This is a genomic window from Bradyrhizobium sp. 14AA (genome assembly GCF_054185205.1).
The window spans coordinates 116,739-131,259 of record NZ_JAVAYM010000016.1; the positions used below are offsets into that span (position 1 = coordinate 116,739).

Annotated in this window: 19 protein-coding genes; 6 read left to right on the forward strand and 13 right to left on the reverse strand. The window is 64.9% G+C overall.

Annotation, left to right across the window (positions count from 1 at the left end; all coding sequences use genetic code 11):
* Positions 1 to 63: 63 nt before the first annotated feature.
* The 3 genes from RAD15_RS26495 to RAD15_RS26505 form a co-directional block, all read right to left on the reverse strand.
* Complete coding sequence (locus RAD15_RS26495; RefSeq protein ID WP_458181144.1) at positions 64 to 537, reverse strand: secondary thiamine-phosphate synthase enzyme YjbQ; 474 nt, start codon at positions 535 to 537, stop codon at positions 64 to 66.
* 159 nt (positions 538 to 696) lie between these two features.
* On the reverse strand, positions 697 to 1,218 hold the full coding sequence (locus RAD15_RS26500; protein ID WP_458181145.1) for a hypothetical protein: 522 nt from the start codon (positions 1,216 to 1,218) through the stop codon (positions 697 to 699).
* A gap of 41 nt (positions 1,219 to 1,259) precedes the next feature.
* Entirely contained in the window at positions 1,260 to 1,502 is a 243-nt protein-coding gene (locus RAD15_RS26505) for a hypothetical protein (RefSeq protein ID WP_458181146.1), read from the reverse strand.
* A 75-nt stretch (positions 1,503 to 1,577) separates the two neighbouring features.
* Between RAD15_RS26505 and RAD15_RS26510 the strand changes: the two genes are divergently transcribed.
* From RAD15_RS26510 to RAD15_RS26530, 5 genes are all read left to right on the forward strand, one after another.
* Positions 1,578 to 1,952, forward strand: a complete 375-nt coding sequence (locus RAD15_RS26510) for an AtpZ/AtpI family protein (RefSeq protein WP_211395574.1) — start codon at positions 1,578 to 1,580, stop codon at positions 1,950 to 1,952.
* Between the two features lie 110 nt (positions 1,953 to 2,062).
* Complete coding sequence (locus tag RAD15_RS26515) at positions 2,063 to 2,812, forward strand: F0F1 ATP synthase subunit A (RefSeq protein WP_458181235.1); 750 nt, start codon at positions 2,063 to 2,065, stop codon at positions 2,810 to 2,812.
* 53 nt (positions 2,813 to 2,865) lie between these two features.
* Complete coding sequence (locus RAD15_RS26520) at positions 2,866 to 3,096, forward strand: F0F1 ATP synthase subunit C (RefSeq protein WP_007599451.1); 231 nt, start codon at positions 2,866 to 2,868, stop codon at positions 3,094 to 3,096.
* A 65-nt stretch (positions 3,097 to 3,161) separates the two neighbouring features.
* Positions 3,162 to 3,728 carry a F0F1 ATP synthase subunit B gene (locus RAD15_RS26525; RefSeq protein ID WP_458181147.1) on the forward strand — a complete coding sequence of 189 codons (567 nt, stop codon included), beginning with the start codon at positions 3,162 to 3,164 and terminating at the stop codon, positions 3,726 to 3,728.
* 5 nt (positions 3,729 to 3,733) lie between these two features.
* The gene (locus RAD15_RS26530; protein ID WP_458181148.1) at positions 3,734 to 4,219 is read left to right on the forward strand and encodes a F0F1 ATP synthase subunit B family protein; all 486 of its coding nucleotides are present in this window, start codon (positions 3,734 to 3,736) and stop codon (positions 4,217 to 4,219) included.
* Positions 4,220 to 4,421: 202 nt separating this feature from the next.
* Here the strand turns inward: RAD15_RS26530 and RAD15_RS26535 are convergent, their stop codons facing one another.
* The 5 genes from RAD15_RS26535 to RAD15_RS26555 all read right to left on the reverse strand — a co-directional run bounded on the left by RAD15_RS26535 (position 4,422) and on the right by RAD15_RS26555 (position 9,742).
* The gene (locus RAD15_RS26535) at positions 4,422 to 5,075 is read right to left on the reverse strand and encodes a hypothetical protein (protein WP_458181149.1); all 654 of its coding nucleotides are present in this window, start codon (positions 5,073 to 5,075) and stop codon (positions 4,422 to 4,424) included.
* Between the two features lie 121 nt (positions 5,076 to 5,196).
* On the reverse strand, positions 5,197 to 5,784 hold the full coding sequence (locus RAD15_RS26540; RefSeq protein WP_018316343.1) for a GNAT family N-acetyltransferase: 588 nt from the start codon (positions 5,782 to 5,784) through the stop codon (positions 5,197 to 5,199).
* A gap of 32 nt (positions 5,785 to 5,816) precedes the next feature.
* Entirely contained in the window at positions 5,817 to 7,106 is a 1,290-nt protein-coding gene (locus RAD15_RS26545) for a M16 family metallopeptidase (RefSeq protein WP_458181150.1), read from the reverse strand.
* Positions 7,103 to 8,521: a threonine synthase gene (thrC, locus tag RAD15_RS26550; protein WP_458181151.1), complete on the reverse strand. Its 1,419-nt coding sequence runs from the start codon at positions 8,519 to 8,521 to the stop codon at positions 7,103 to 7,105. The genes RAD15_RS26545 and thrC overlap by 4 nt, the downstream gene beginning before the upstream one ends.
* A gap of 576 nt (positions 8,522 to 9,097) precedes the next feature.
* On the reverse strand, positions 9,098 to 9,742 hold the full coding sequence (locus tag RAD15_RS26555; protein ID WP_458181152.1) for a response regulator transcription factor: 645 nt from the start codon (positions 9,740 to 9,742) through the stop codon (positions 9,098 to 9,100).
* Between the two features lie 87 nt (positions 9,743 to 9,829).
* Between RAD15_RS26555 and RAD15_RS26560 the strand changes: the two genes are divergently transcribed.
* Positions 9,830 to 11,164, forward strand: a complete 1,335-nt coding sequence (locus RAD15_RS26560) for an ATP-binding protein (RefSeq protein ID WP_458181153.1) — start codon at positions 9,830 to 9,832, stop codon at positions 11,162 to 11,164.
* Positions 11,165 to 11,166: 2 nt separating this feature from the next.
* On the opposite strand, the gene RAD15_RS26565 is transcribed toward RAD15_RS26560, so the two are convergent.
* The 5 genes from RAD15_RS26565 to RAD15_RS26585 all read right to left on the reverse strand — a co-directional run bounded on the left by RAD15_RS26565 (position 11,167) and on the right by RAD15_RS26585 (position 14,519).
* On the reverse strand, positions 11,167 to 11,532 hold the full coding sequence (locus RAD15_RS26565) for a nuclear transport factor 2 family protein (protein WP_458181154.1): 366 nt from the start codon (positions 11,530 to 11,532) through the stop codon (positions 11,167 to 11,169).
* 117 nt (positions 11,533 to 11,649) lie between these two features.
* Positions 11,650 to 12,402 carry an SURF1 family protein gene (locus tag RAD15_RS26570; protein ID WP_458181155.1) on the reverse strand — a complete coding sequence of 251 codons (753 nt, stop codon included), beginning with the start codon at positions 12,400 to 12,402 and terminating at the stop codon, positions 11,650 to 11,652.
* Positions 12,399 to 12,800: a DUF983 domain-containing protein gene (locus tag RAD15_RS26575; RefSeq protein ID WP_458181156.1), complete on the reverse strand. Its 402-nt coding sequence runs from the start codon at positions 12,798 to 12,800 to the stop codon at positions 12,399 to 12,401. The genes RAD15_RS26570 and RAD15_RS26575 overlap by 4 nt, the downstream gene beginning before the upstream one ends.
* 99 nt (positions 12,801 to 12,899) lie before the next feature.
* Positions 12,900 to 13,796, reverse strand: a complete 897-nt coding sequence (locus RAD15_RS26580; RefSeq protein ID WP_458181157.1) for a cytochrome c oxidase subunit 3 — start codon at positions 13,794 to 13,796, stop codon at positions 12,900 to 12,902.
* A 78-nt stretch (positions 13,797 to 13,874) separates the two neighbouring features.
* Positions 13,875 to 14,519, reverse strand: coding sequence for a cytochrome c oxidase assembly protein (locus RAD15_RS26585; RefSeq protein ID WP_458181158.1), 645 nt, complete (start codon positions 14,517 to 14,519; stop codon positions 13,875 to 13,877).
* Between the last annotated feature and the right edge of the window lie 2 nt (positions 14,520 to 14,521).

Below are 14,521 nucleotides of genomic sequence, written 5' to 3' on the forward strand. Positions count from 1 at the left end.
CCGGCCGCGGTCTTCCGCGGCCGGTTTTGTTTTGGGCCGGAGCTTTCTGTTTTCGAAAACGCTCTACTGATTGCTGCCGACGAATTGCAGCACCACCTCGCGCCGATGCGGGCGCTTGCGGTGCTCGATCAGATAGATCGCCTGCCAGGTGCCGAGCGCGAGCCTGCCGTTCAGGACCGGGACCTGGAGCGAGGTCTGCGTCAGCATGGTCTTGACGTGTCCCGGCATGTCGTCGGGCCCCTCGGAGTCGTGGGTCCAGCCGGCGTTTTCCGGCGCGAGCCGTGACAGTGCTGTGGTGAGATCGACCAGTACGGAAGGATCGGCGTTCTCCTGGATCGTCAGCGACGCCGAGGTGTGTCGCACGAACAGCGTCAACGCGCCCTCGCGCGCGTGCGCCTCGGCGATGAACTTCGCAGCTTCGCTGGTGAGATCGGTGAAGCCGCGGCCGGGGGTCTGCACGCTGAGTAGCGACGATGCGATGGTGGTGGCCTGCACCGACGATGGCGCCGAGCGCGTGATGGATTTGCCTGATGTCATCAAAGGTCTCGATTGATCGAACACTGCCGTAGGGCGGGCAAAGGCGCAGAGCGCCGTGCCCACGTCTTCTTTCATCGTTGTAGAAACGTGGTGGGCACGGCGTAAGAACGCCTTGCCCACCCTACGGCTCCTCAACGCATGGATGGCGTGAAGGGGCCCTCAAATCCTCCCCGACACGTCCTTCTGCACGCGATTGGCCATGTCGATGAGCCGACGCCACGCCTTCTCCAGGAACGACATCACGCGATCGACGTCCTGGTCGCTCGGCAGCGGGATTTCGATCTTGCGATCCCCCTCGCCGACCTTCGGCTCCGCCTTCTTGAGCGGATCCGATTTCGGCAACACCTCGTCGATCTTACCCGACACGGTCGGGCCGGCCGCGATCTGCCCCTTCAGCTTCTCGACTTCGACCTGCAGCCTGCCGATCTCGGCGTCGAGCGCGGTCCGTTCATCGGGCACCGCGTAGCAGGCCCAGCCGGCGCCGTTCTTGGTGCAGGTCGACACCGTGCCGGTGCGGGTGTCGAGCCGCAGCACGCCCTCCGGGATCGGCGTCATGCTGTAGCGGCCGTTTTCGCCATCGGGCGCGGATTGTGCGGCGACGAGGCCACCACCGACGGCCATCGCCGCGGCGAACGCTGCTGCTGCAAGCCATGATGTTGTGGATGACGTCACTGGTCTCATCGCGCTCTCCGCCACGGCGCTGCTGCGGCTTCCCTGCAATTCTACACCCCGGCCAGGCAATCCGCCGCCAAAAACGCGCAGCTGAAATCAACGAACGCGAGGGTCTCTTTGATCCCGGCAGCGCGGCAAAAGGGCGGCTGTGTCCACCGATCATGCAGAGAGCTGCTGCGGTGCGGCGTCACGCTGTGTGCAGCGCTGCCGCGCGCGTCAATATCGTCAAATAAATCAGGTACATAACAGAAAGCGACGCAATCGTGACTTGGCTTGACTTGAATATGGGCCATCAGTATGGTCCGCGCGGCTTTTGAGGGTGGCGGGCGTAATTTCCATTCAGCCGCGGCGTTTCGGGTCTTCGTTGCATGACACAGGGCACGGGACACGGCGAGAATGGAGATCGCGATAGATCGCCCGAGGAAGCTGCGCTTTCCGAACGGCTCGGAAATCTTGATCAGCGGTTGTCCGAATTTCGCGGCCGCCACATCAAGACCGAGCAACCCGCAGGTGACGGTGAAGACAGAGCGGCCAGAGCCTCGGCGATGGCGCTTGGTTTCCGGTTATCCTCCGAGTTGGTCGCCGGTGTCGTTGTCGGAGCGGGGATTGGCTGGGGGTTCGACCGCTTGCTGTCGACGTCGCCCTTCGGGTTTATCGTGTTCCTGCTGCTGGGCTTCGTCGCCGGCGTAGTGAACGTGGTGAGGACGGCGGGCGCGGGTCAAAACAGGCGCGGTGGTTCTTAAGCGATCCGCCCAGGAGAGGAATGATCGTACCGGCCTCGCCGGTACGGGCCGGCCCGGCCGGCAGACCGAGACCCGCCGGCATCGCCCGGCAGACAAGAGATGCCGCGCTGATGAAAATCGACCCGATCCACCAGTTCAACATCGAGCCTCTCTTCACCCTGGGCCATATCGGCAATCACACGATCGCCTTCACCAATTCGTCGCTCTTCATGCTGGTGGCGGTGGCGATCATCTCGATCCTGATGCTTGCCAGCGGCACGCAGCTGGTTCCCGGGCGCCTTCAGTCGGTCGCCGAGATCTCCTACGAGTTCGTGGCCTCGACCATCCGTTCGACGGCCGGCTCGGAAGGCATGAAGTTCTTCCCGCTGATCTTCTCGCTGTTCATGTTCATCTGCGTCTCGAACTTGGTGGGCATCATCCCTTACACCTTCACGATCTCGAGCCATCTGATCGTGACGGCAGCGCTTGCGCTTCTGGTCTTCTTTACCGTTCTGATCTACGGCGTCGCCAAGAACGGCCTGAAGTTCTTCTCGATCTTCGTGCCCCACGGCGTCCCCGGCTACATCCTGCCGCTGGTGATGTTCATCGAGATCCTGTCGTTCTTCCTGCGGCCGGTCTCCCACAGCGTCCGTCTGTTCGCCAACATGCTGGCCGGCCACATCGCGCTGAAAGTGTTCGCGGGCTTCGTGGCCATGCTCGGCTTCTCGCTCGGCGCTCTCGGCTGGGTCGGCGGCGTGCTGCCACTGGCACTTACGGTCGCGCTGTACGCGCTCGAGATTCTGGTCGCGTTCCTGCAAGCCTATGTGTTTGCGATCCTGACCTGCATCTACCTCAACGACGCCATTCATCCGGGACACTGAGCGGTCCGGGGAATTTCCACCCACAACCCAATCTTTCTTCCAAGGAGTCTAAAATGGATCCGGCAGCAGCAAAACTTATCGGCGCGGGCATCGCATGCATCGGCATGGGCGGCGCGGGCGTCGGCGTGGGCGTGATCTTCGGCAACTACCTCGCCGCAGCCGTTCGCAACCCGTCGGCAGCTCAGGGCCAGTTCGGCAACCTGATCTTCGGCTTCGCCGTGACCGAAGCGCTCGGCATCTTCTCGCTGCTGATCGCGCTGCTGCTGCTGTTCGTTCCGCTCTGAGGACGACGTTTTTCGCGCCGTTCCATTCCCTGGGACGGCGCGTGTGACAGCAACAGGAGAACTCCGTGGCTGAAAGTCATGGCGGCGCAAAAGGTCCGGCGGCGGGCGCTCACACCGAGGCTGACGGTGGTCACCACGGTGGCGGTTTTCCGCCGTTCGAGAGCAGCAACTACGCTTCACAGCTGGTTTCGCTCGCGATCTTCTTCGTCCTGCTTTACGTGATCGTGTCCAAGCTCGCTCTGCCGAAGGTCGGCGGTGCGATCGAGGCGCGTCAGAACAAGATCGAGGGTGACCTCGCCGAAGCGCAGAAGCTGAAGGACCAGTCCGACGCGGCGCTGAAGGCCTATGAAACCGAGCTCGCTTCGGCGCGCACGCGGGCGCAGGCGATCGGCAACGAATCTCGCGACAAGGCGAATGCGCAGGCGGAAGCCGAGCGCAAGACGCTGGAAGAACAGTTGGCGGCCAAGCTCGCCGGGGCGGAAAAGACCATCGCCTCGACCCGCGCCACCGCCATGAGCAACGTCCGCGGCATCGCGGCCGATGCGGCAGGTCAGATCGTGCAGCAGCTTACCGGCGTCGTTCCCGACGCTGCGTCGGTCAATGCCGCGGTCGATGCGTCCCTGAAAGGTTAATCGAGATGTTCTTCGATCCTGAAACCTGGGTCGCCATCGCCTTCGTGATCCTGATGGTGGTGTTCGGCTATCTCGGGGTCTTCAAGTCGGCGATGACGGCGCTGGATCATCGTGCCGCCCGCATCAAGGCCGAGCTCGACGACGCGACGCGCCTCAAGCAGGAAGCGGCCAAGGTGCTTGCCGACTACAAGGCGCGCAGTGCCACGGCCGAGCGCGAGGCTGCCGACATCATCGCCAACGCCAAGGCCGAAGCCGAGCGCATCGCGACCGAGGCCAAGGCCAAGATGGAAGACTTCGTCGCCCGCCGTACCAAGACCGCGGAGAGCAAGATCGCACTCGCCGAGGCCCAGGCCGTGGCAGACGTCCGCGCCGCAGCCGCGGAAGCCGCCGTCCAGGCCGCCTCGACGATCCTGTCGCAGTCGGTCAAGGGCCAGGTCGCCGACGACCTGCTTGCCAAGGGCATCAACGAGGTTCGGCAGAAGCTGAACTGAGGGATTTCGCCTTCACCCATCAAAAAGCCGGCGCGATAAGCGCCGGCTTTTTGATGGGTGAAAGACTCTCGTGTCCCGGACGCGGCGCGGCATGAAATGACGCGACGCTGAGCCGGGACCCGGTGTGCCGCAGCGTGGGCCCCCGACTCTGCAGCGCACCGCTAAAGAAGCGCTGCGCAGCGTCCGGGGCACGAGCCTTTCCCTACTTCTTCTTCCCCCGCGCCTTCGGCTCGGGCGACAGCGCCTGCGGGTCGAAGCCGACATAGAAAATGTAGGAATCAGCGACCGCGGCCGACGGCACCGGATAGGTCAGATCCTCGGCGACGAAGGTGAAGGGCATGCTGCCCCCTTCCGACATCTCGACCGTGGTCCGGTAGGCCTTCGAGGAGATGACCTTCTCGCCGACGCCGCCCTGCACCACCGCGACACGCAGGGGTACCTCGACGGTGGCAGGCGCACCGGCGGGACCGGCAATGACGCGGCCCTGGATGCCGATCCGGGCCGTGATGCCGCCACTGCTGCGGGAACATTCTCGTGCCATCTTGGTGATCGTGGCCTGGTAGCGGATCTCATTACCGACGGCCGGCTTGCCGGTGGCGCCAACCGCGAAGGTCGAGGCGCCGGCGCGCACGGTGACCTGCGGGCAATCGAGGTCGTCTTCGGCCGGCTGGCCGGGCGCAGGCGGAGGCTTGGGCTGGGCCGGCTCGTCGGACTTGCCGCCGAACAGGTTCTTGAAGCGGTCGGTTAGCGACTGGGCCGCCACCGGCGAGACGGAGGCGAGCGCAACCGACAACGCCAGCGCGACCGCCGTTCCCCGTCGCACCGCATTCCGCGATGACCGAAGCTCCTGCACCATCAACGCCTCTACTCCATGACAATTGTCCGACCGATCGCCAGCCGGGGCATGCGCGTTATATCGTCAAAATCGGCGAACCCAAGGCAGCTCTATAGAGACTTTGGCCGCACCAGACGGCCGCTCAGCCGCGGAAATCCTCGTGCAGGAGGCCGAACAGCAGGTGGTCCTGCCAGACCCCGTTGATGCAGAGATAGCGGCGCGCCAGGCCCTCGCGGGAGAAGCCGCACTTCTCCAGCACCCGGATCGAGGGTGCATTGGTGGGGATGCAGGCGGCCTCCACCCGGTGCAGATTGAGTTCGCCGAACAGGGTCGGCAGCAGCACCCGCAGCGCAGCCGTCATGTAGCCGCGATGGGCATGGGGTTGCCCGACCCAATAGCCAATGGTGCCGGCCTGCACGATGCCGCGCCGGACGTTGGCGAGCGTGATGCCGCCGACCATGGCGCCGTCGAGCTCACGGAAGATCAGGAAGGGATAGGAGCGGTCCGCGGCGATGTCCTCGGAATAGCGGCGCAGGCGGCGGCGGAACCCGGACCGGGTGAGATCGTCCGATGGCCAGATCGGCTCCCAGGGCGTGAGGTAGTCGCGGCTGGTCTCGCGCAAATGAGCCCATTGCAGGAAATCCGACATCTGCGGCGCGCGCAACAACAGCCCGTTGCCGCGCGGTGCGAGGGCGGCGGGTCCACTGGATGGCAGGCGAAAGAGGGCCATGGTGATGCTTCCACGGGCGGGGCAGCCGGCTCCTAATGCAGCCGCGCCTTGGCGCGCGCCCGGGTCAATCCTTCCGCAAAAGACACCGCCGTGTCCAGACCCCTGCCACTGCCTAATGCGACAACAGCGGGCCGGCTTCGCGACAACAGCGCACGCGCCGCGTCCCGGGTCGACTCGACACTGACGGCGTCGATCCGGGCCACCAGCTCCTCCACCGTCTGCGGCCGCCCATAGGCCAGCACGTGCCGGGCGAGCTGCTCGGCGCGGGAAGAGCAGCTCTCCAGCGCCATCAGGAGGCCCGCCTTCATCTGCGCCTTGGCGCGCGCGATCTCGGCCTCGGTCAGGGTTTCCACCGAATCATTCATGATGTCGACCACGACTTCCATCATCTCCGGCGCATCGGCCGGATCAGTGCCGGTGTAGAGGCCGAAGAAGCCGGTGTCGGTATAGGGCGCGTGGAACGAATAGATCGAGTAACAGAGGCCGCGTTTCTCGCGCACCTCCTGGAACAGCCGCGACGACATCCCGCCGCCGAGGATGTTGGTGAAGACCTGGAGCGAGAACAGCGACAGATCGTTCTGCGGCACGCCTTCCAGCGCCAGCGTCAGATGCGCCTGCTCGAGCTCGCGGTGCACCACCTTGGCGCCGCCCTTGCCAAACTGTGCCGATTGCGGCTTCGGCCCCGGCGTCCCCTCGAAGCTCGCAAAGCGCTTCTCGACCTCGGCGACGACCTGCTTGTGATCGACCGCGCCGGCCGCTGCCACCACCATGTCGGGGCCGCGGTAATGCGTCGACAGGTAGCCGCGCAGCATGTCGCGGTTGAAGCTCCGCAGCGTCTTGGCCGTTCCGAGCAAGGAGCGCCCCATCGGCTGGTCGGGATAGCAGAGCTCGTTGAGATGCTCGAACACGACGTCGTCGGGCGTGTCCTGCGCGGCACCGATTTCCTGCACGATGACGTTCTTCTCGCGCTCCAGCTCGTCCGGCTCGAAGGCGGGATTGGCGAGGATGTCGGCAAGAACGTCGAGCGCGAGCGGCACGTCGGCCTTCAGCACCCGCGCGTAGTAGGACGTGGTCTCGGTCGAGGTGCCGGCATTGAGGTCGCCGCCGACCGCCTCGATCTCCTCGACGATCTCGCGCGAGGAGCGCTTGGTCGTGCCCTTGAACGCCATATGCTCCAGGAGATGCGAGATGCCGTGCTCGTTCGGCTTCTCGTCGCGTCCGCCGACGCCGGCCCAGACACCGAGCGCCGCGGTCTCGAGATGGGACATCTTGTCGGTCACGACGGTCAGGCCGGAGGCAAGCTTGGATATTTCGACGCTCATCCGGCAACTCCCTGTTTTGCGGCGCGGCTGACCGACAGCACGAACCGCTCGACCTCGGCCTGATCGTTCTTCATCACCTTCATGTGTTCGGATTTGGTCATCAATCCGTCGAGCCAGGCCGGCAGTTGCGGCCGCTGGCCGCAGGCCGCTTCGACGGCGTCGGGGAATTTGGCCGGATGGGCGGTGGAGAGCACGATGTTGGGAACGGTTGTATCGGTGGTATCGCGGTCGGCGACAGCCAGGGCCACCGCGGTGTGGGGATCGACCAGCTCACCCGCCTCGCGCCAGGCGGCCCGGATCGCAGCTGCGGTTTCGGTCTCGTCGGCGCGCCCGGCGTCGAACTCCTCGCGGATCGCGGCCAGCGTCGCATCGGGCAGCACGAAGCGCCCGGACTGCTTCAGCGAGTCCATGAGACGGCGCACGCCGGCCGCATCGCGCCGGCCGGCCTCGAACAGCAGTCGCTCGAAATTCGAGGAGATCTGGATGTCCATCGACGGCGACGCAGTGGCGTGCACCTCGCGCACCTCGTAGATGCCGGTCTTCAGCGTCCGCGCCAGGATGTCGTTGACGTTGGCGGCGATGCGCAGGGTCCGCACCGGAAGCCCCATGCGCTTGGCGACGTAGCCGGCAAAGATGTCGCCGAAATTGCCGGTCGGCACGATGAAGTCGACCGCGCGCGCCGGCGCGCCGACCGAGACGGCCGAGGTGAAATAATAGACCACCTGGGCAACGATGCGCGCCCAGTTGATGGAGTTGACGCCGGAGAGCGAGGTCGCATCGCGGAAGCGGTGGTTGTTGAACATCCCCTTCACGAGCGCCTGGCAGTCGTCGAAATTGCCTTCAATGGCGAGCGCATGGACGTTGGCCGCGCCCGTCGACGTCATCATCCGCCGCTGCACCTCGGAGATGCGGCCGTGCGGGAACAGCACGATGAGGTCCACATTTTCGAGGCCCGCGAAGGCTTCGACCGCGGCGCCGCCGGTGTCGCCGGAGGTCGCGACCACGATGGTGGTGCGCTGGCCCCGCTTGGCGAGCACATGGTCCATCAGCCGCGAGATCAGCTGCATCGCCACGTCCTTGAAGGCGAGCGTCGGACCGTGAAACAGCTCCAGCACGAACTGGTGCGGCGAGATCTGGCGCAGCGGCACCACCGCCGGATGGCGGAAGGTGGCATAGGCCTCGTTGGCCATCCGGCCGAGCTCGGCATCCGAAATCTCACCGCCGGCGAAGGGGCGGATCACGTCGACGGCCACTTCCCAATAGGGGCGGCCGAAGAAGCCGGCGATGGTCTCGGCCGAGAGTTGCGGCCAGGTTGCCGGTACATACAGGCCGCCGTCGCGGGCGAGCCCGGTCAGCATCACGTCGCAGAAGCCGAGCTCAGGGGCCTCGCCCCGGGTCGAGATATAACGAGTCAAACTGCCCTCCAAAGGCCGGCCGGGCCTGAGCCCGATCCGTAAGCCTTTGATTTTACGAAAATACTTATCAACAGCCAGAGGCTTTGGCCCACCATAAAGTGTTTTGCGGCATCGGGAAACCGCTTCCCGCCAAGGCCGCGCCAACGAAAACAAGGCCTGTCCAACGAAAAAGGGCTGCGGCGATTGCCGCAGCCCTTCTCTTGGAAGGTCTGTCGTTGATATGTGCAGACCGGTTTGCCTTGTCCGGGTCGCTGACCCGCTAAAACTGTTCGCGCAACATTTCGTCGCCTGTCACGAAATCGTCAAGGGCCAAAACGATAGGGGCGAGAAAACGTTCCTATTCTTCCCGAATCAGTCCGGACGGTCCTTCCTGCCTCTTAGGCTGAGGCTCTCGTCCGCACTGCGGCTTTTTCCCGGATACTGCTGATCAATTCCGGAACGAATGCCGCGGCACTCCATTGTGCCGGCGGATGGTGTCCATCGGTCGTCCCATGCATTGCCCGGGCGACGGCGGCGCCGATCCGCCGACCGAACCGCAGCATCCTGGATGCAGCCGGTTCGGTCGCTGGCGGGACGTCAGCCCATCCCGATTTCCACTGCGATCCTGATCAGGTCGGAATGGTTCTTGGCGCCCAGCTTCTGCTTGAGCAGGGACGTGGTGTTGGCGACGGTCTTGTAGGAGATGCCCAGCGCCTCGGCGACCTCGACGATCTTGTCGCCGCGCCCGAGCAGGCGGAGAATCTCGAGCTCTCGCGGCGTCATCTGCGAGGCGGGATTGGCCTTGATCGCGGCACCGGAAAAGGTCACGGCTTCCGCGAGCTGCGGCGATATGAAATTGTCGCCCGCGACCACCCTGCGCACTGCCTTGAGCAGGATCCTGGGGTCATCCCCCTTGGAGACATAGCCTTGCGCGCCAAGCTCGACCGCCCGCACGACGAAGGCCGGATCGTCGTTCATGCTGAACATGATGATCCTGGCGTCCGGGTCGTCCTTGCGAATGCGTCGCATCAGCTCGAAGCCGGAGACATCGGGCAGGCTGATGTCGATCACGGCGACGTCGGGCCGCTTGCTGACATAGGCACGGTGACCGGATTTGGCGTCGGTCGCCTCGTCGACCCGGATCGAATGGTCGGAGGCGAACAGGGTGCGGCAACCGGACAGGACCACGGGATGGTCGTCGATGATCAGGACCCTGGTGGCCGGCTTGGCGGTATCTTGCATTCGCGCGCTCTCTTGTTTCTCGACTCATAGACCGGCGGGAACAAATGGAAAGAGAAAATCCCCCCGATGCGCGTTAGAATTGGCCTAATGTGGCAACGACTTCCGTTCAGAACGCAACTGTTTCTTCCGCTCGGCGCGGGCTTTCTCGCGGCCCTGATCCTGGGCGGCATATTGCTGCGGATATTTGCAACCGGTCAGCTGGCCGACGAGAACGAGCCCGCGCGACGTTCGACCAGGGCGATCGCCGCGGCGCTGAACAACACGCTACGCGCCTCGGACAATCCGCGAAAGACCCTTGACGCATTTGCCCAGTCCCTGGACACCTCCTCCGATATCCAATTCCGTCCTGTGCAGGCGGGTCACGCGCTCTCGCCCAAAGACGATTTGCGCAACCTCAAGGTGGCTCCGCAATGGTTCATCAACCTCATCACCATACCTGACATGGACGCTGCGTCCCCGGTGCTCATCGATGGCAGCCGGGTCGGCGATATCGTGTTCCTGCCGGACATGTCTGCCGAGCTGTTCGAGAAATGGATCGGCTTCCTCGCACTGATCGGCCTCGTCGCCGTGCTGATGGTGCTCACCGGCACCATTGCCTACGTCTTCGCGGGATCGGCCCTGCGCCCGCTACGACATCTCGGCGAAGGGCTCACGCGAATGCGGCGCGGCGACTACGCAACGCCGATCCCGGTCGCGGGACCGCCGGAAATCCGCCGGAGCTGCGAGGAAGCCAACGCGCTCGCCGCAACGCTCGCGCAATTGAGCCAGGACAATCGCGACCTGTTGCACCGCCTGGTGTCGCTCCAGGACGACGAGCGGCGCGATCTCGCCCGCGAGCTGCACGACGAACTGGGGCCGCTGCTGTTCAGCATCCGCGCAGGCACGATCGCGCTGATCGAGGCCCCGTCGCAGGTGGTAAATCTTGGCAGTTCGGCGCAGGAGGTGCTGCAATCGGTGGAAGCGCTGCAGCAGACCAACCGCCGTATCCTCGACCGGCTGCGACCGCTCTACATCGAAGAGCTGGGCCTTGCGACCAGCGTACAGACGCTGCTCCGGAACTTTCGCAAGCAGGCGCCGCATATCGACCTGACGGCAACGATCGATCCAGATCTGAACGGGATCGGCGGGTCGCTGGCCCAGACCGTCTATCGCGTGATCCAGGAGGCGCTGACCAACGTGCTGCGCCATGCCGAGGCCAGCAACGCCAACGTTGAGGCGACCGTGGCCGGTGAGACGGTCACCATCGAGATCTCCGACGACGGCGGCGGCTTTCCCGAGGACAACGTCTTCGGCCGGGGCCTGACCGGCATGCATGAGCGCGTGCGCGCGCTCAGCGGATCGTTCTCACTGCTGCGGGCGGACGACCGAACCTATGTGCGCTGCTGCCTGCCCTGGGAGACAACCGGAGACGAACCGAAGTAGAGCTAGCAGGCGCAGCCATCGTGCGCGTTCTGTAGCGCCGGCTCGCACAGGGTGCTGTAGATCTTGCCTTCCGGACTGAAGCGAAACGAGGCGTGGATGCGCAGCGCGCCGGCGACGGAATATTCGAGATTCACACCGTGGGGCGCCGGATGGATCTCCTCCAACCCGAAACCTGCCAACGAGAACGCGCTGAGCCACGGCGCCCAATAGGTCTCGAGTTCGCCCCGGCCGCGATAGCGCTCCGTGCCGTTGCATGTGCATTCGACCTGGGCGTCATCCGCATAGAGGTCGAGCAGCGTCGCCAAGTCGCCCTGCCGGCAGGCGTCGACCCAATCGACGACGATTCCCATCTGGTCAAAATCTCTCACGCTGCATTCCTGTCTGCCGCGGATATTCGGTTGCGGCTTTAGGACTACACTCGTGAATGTGCGCCGAATAATAAACCCCGGGCGATACCGGGTTCCGTCCGGGAACCTACGGACCATTCACGCTGCGCGCCGTCCTCGCACCCAGACGCCGAATGCGATCAACACCGCGCCAGCGAGCGCGAACCAGGTGATGGCGTATTGCAGGTGATCGTCCTTCAGATGCACGTCCAGCGGACCGGGGCGCGGAATTCCGTTTTCAGGCGCCGGCTGCTCCAGGTCGACATAGAACGGCGCCACCGCGCCCCAGCCGAGCGCACTTGCGATCGCGAGATGATCGCGCACGAACCAGAGCCGCTTGTCGCGATTCTCCGCCGGCGTCATCCAGCCAGGTGCCTCGGGAAAGCGCAGATAGCCGGTGAGCGCGACGGGCTGCCCCGTGACGAGCTTCTTCACCGCGCGGTCCTCGACGCCGCGGTCCTGCATCGTGTTCTCGATGAAGCCCGCATCGATCACGACCATCTCGCCGGTCGGGAGCCGCCCCGGTTGAAAGGCCCAGGTGCCGGGACCCGAAGCGTCCTTGCGCACCGCCGAGCCGGGGGAATAGACCATCGCATCGGGCAAGGGCGCGTAGGTCGCGGTGAAGCTGACGCGGCGGAATTCATCGCGTGCGGGGGTGAGCGCGGTCCATTGCGCGGGCGGCGGCAACGCGATGGGGGCGGCCGCCAAACGCTCGGTGAGGGCCGCAATCAGCTCGTGCTTGGCGGCACGGCGCTGCAATTGCCAGGCGCCGAGGGCGACGAACACCGCCGTCAGGAAAAGCGTGAACAGCGCGAAGCCGGCCACGCGGGGCTTGCGCGCAGTCGCGTTCATTTCGCGCGGTCGACCAGCCGGCCCGGCGCCGCCTTGTGGTGGAATTGCAGCGCGATCAGCAGCGACTTCATGGCGCGCAACGGCAGCAGCGTGGTCGCGAGGATCAGCGGCAGCCAGAGCACCGCATGCAGCCAGTACGGCGGCTGGTATTTGACCTCGACGATGAGCGCGCACGCAACAACGATTCCGCCGGCCAGCATGATGATGAAGATCGCAGGACCGTCGCCGGTGTCGATGAAGGCATAGTCGAGGCCACAGCGGTCGCAGGAAGGCGCCAGCGTCAGGAAGCCCGCATAGAGCTTGCCCTGGCCGCAGCGGGGGCATTTGCAGGCAAGCCCGCGCATCGCGCTTCGCAGGACGGTGGTTTCGGACGCGGATGGGCCGGTGACGTCATTCATGATGGCGGACTCTATCATAGTTTCCGCCGAACCTTGCGGCGGCCTGAAAGCGAAAGGGCGGCCTTGCGGGCCGCCCTTCGTGATCATCTGCCTCGCGGCTCAGTGCGCGGCGTGGGCCATGGTCTCGGCACCGTGTCCCCACACATAGATGCAGAGGAACAGGAACAGCCAGACGACGTCGACGAAGTGCCAGTACCAGGCGGCGAATTCGAAGCCCAGATGCTGCTTCGGCGTGAAATGGCCGGCATAGGCGCGGAACAGGCATACGAGCAGGAAGATGGTGCCGACCAGCACGTGGAAGCCGTGGAAGCCGGTCGCCATGAAGAAGGTCGCGCCATAGACGTTGCCGCCGAACGAGAACGCCGCGTGGCTGTACTCATAGGCCTGCACGCAGGTGAAGAGCGCACCCAGCACGACGGTCAGGATCAGGCCGTATTTGAGGCCCTGGCGATCGTTCTCGAGCAGCGCATGGTGGGCCCAGGTCGCCGTGGTGCCCGAGGTGAGCAGGATCAGCGTGTTCAGGAGCGGCAGATGCCAGGGGTCGAAGGTCTCGATGCCGTGGGGCGGCCAGGTGCCCGGCACGGCGCAGGCGCCGGCCTGGGTGCCGAGGCCGCAGCCGAACACCGCATCGCGGGTGGCGTGAACGGCGTCGGCCGGAAACAGCGCGGCGTTGAAATAGGCCCAGAACCAGGCCACGAAGAACATCACCTCGGAGGCGATGAACAGGATCATGCCGTAACGGTGATGCAGCTGCACCACGCGGGTGTGGTCGCCCTTGTACTGGGCTTCCTTGATCACGTCGCCCCACCAGCTCGCCATCGTGTAGAGCACGCCGACGGTGCCGACACCGAACACGATCGGCGCGGCCGAGAACATGTGATGCATCCAGGCGATCGCGCCGACCGCCATGATGAAGGCCGAGAGCGAACCGACGGCCGGCCAGGGAGAGGGATCGACCAGGTGATAGTCGTGATGCTTGCCTTGCGCGGTAGCCATTTGCGGTCTCTCTCCTCAATCCCGTGCCTATCAGGCACTTATCCCCTTTTTCCAACCCCCCGAGCGTGAGCCCGGCGATCAGAGATTTCCCTTGCGTTTGTCGTCTTCGCCCGATGCCAGCGGCTTCACCACGGGATCCTTCACCGGATAGAACGTGTAGGACAGCGTGATCGTGTTCAGCCCGTCGTTCTCGTGGTCGTCGGCAATCGACGGATCGACATAGAACACGACCGGCATCTCGCGCTTCTCGCCGGGCGCCATGGTCTGCTCGGTGAAGCAGAAGCAGTTGATCTTCTGGAAGTAGGAGCCGACCGTCAGCGGCGCGACGTTGTAGGCGGCCTGACCTGCGGTGGTACGCGCGGCCTGGTTGGTCACGGTGTAGAAGACGGTCACGACCTGGCCGATATTGACCTCGATCTCGCTCTGCTCCGGCTCGAATTTCCAGGGCAGGCCGGGCGCGACGTTGGAATCGAAGCGCACCGCGATCTTGCGCGCGATCGGGCCGGTGGCCGGCGCGGAGATCGCGACCTGGGTGGTGCCATTGAAGCCGGTGGCGCGGCAGAACCAGTTGTAGAACGGCACCGCCGCGTAGGAGGCGCCGACCATCAGCGCGACCACGCCGCCGCAGATCGAGGCGACCAGCGCGTCGCGGCCGAGGCCGCTGGAACGGCGCTTGGTGGCTGCCCGGCTCTGATCCTGCGATATGGTCGGCTCGTGATCCATCT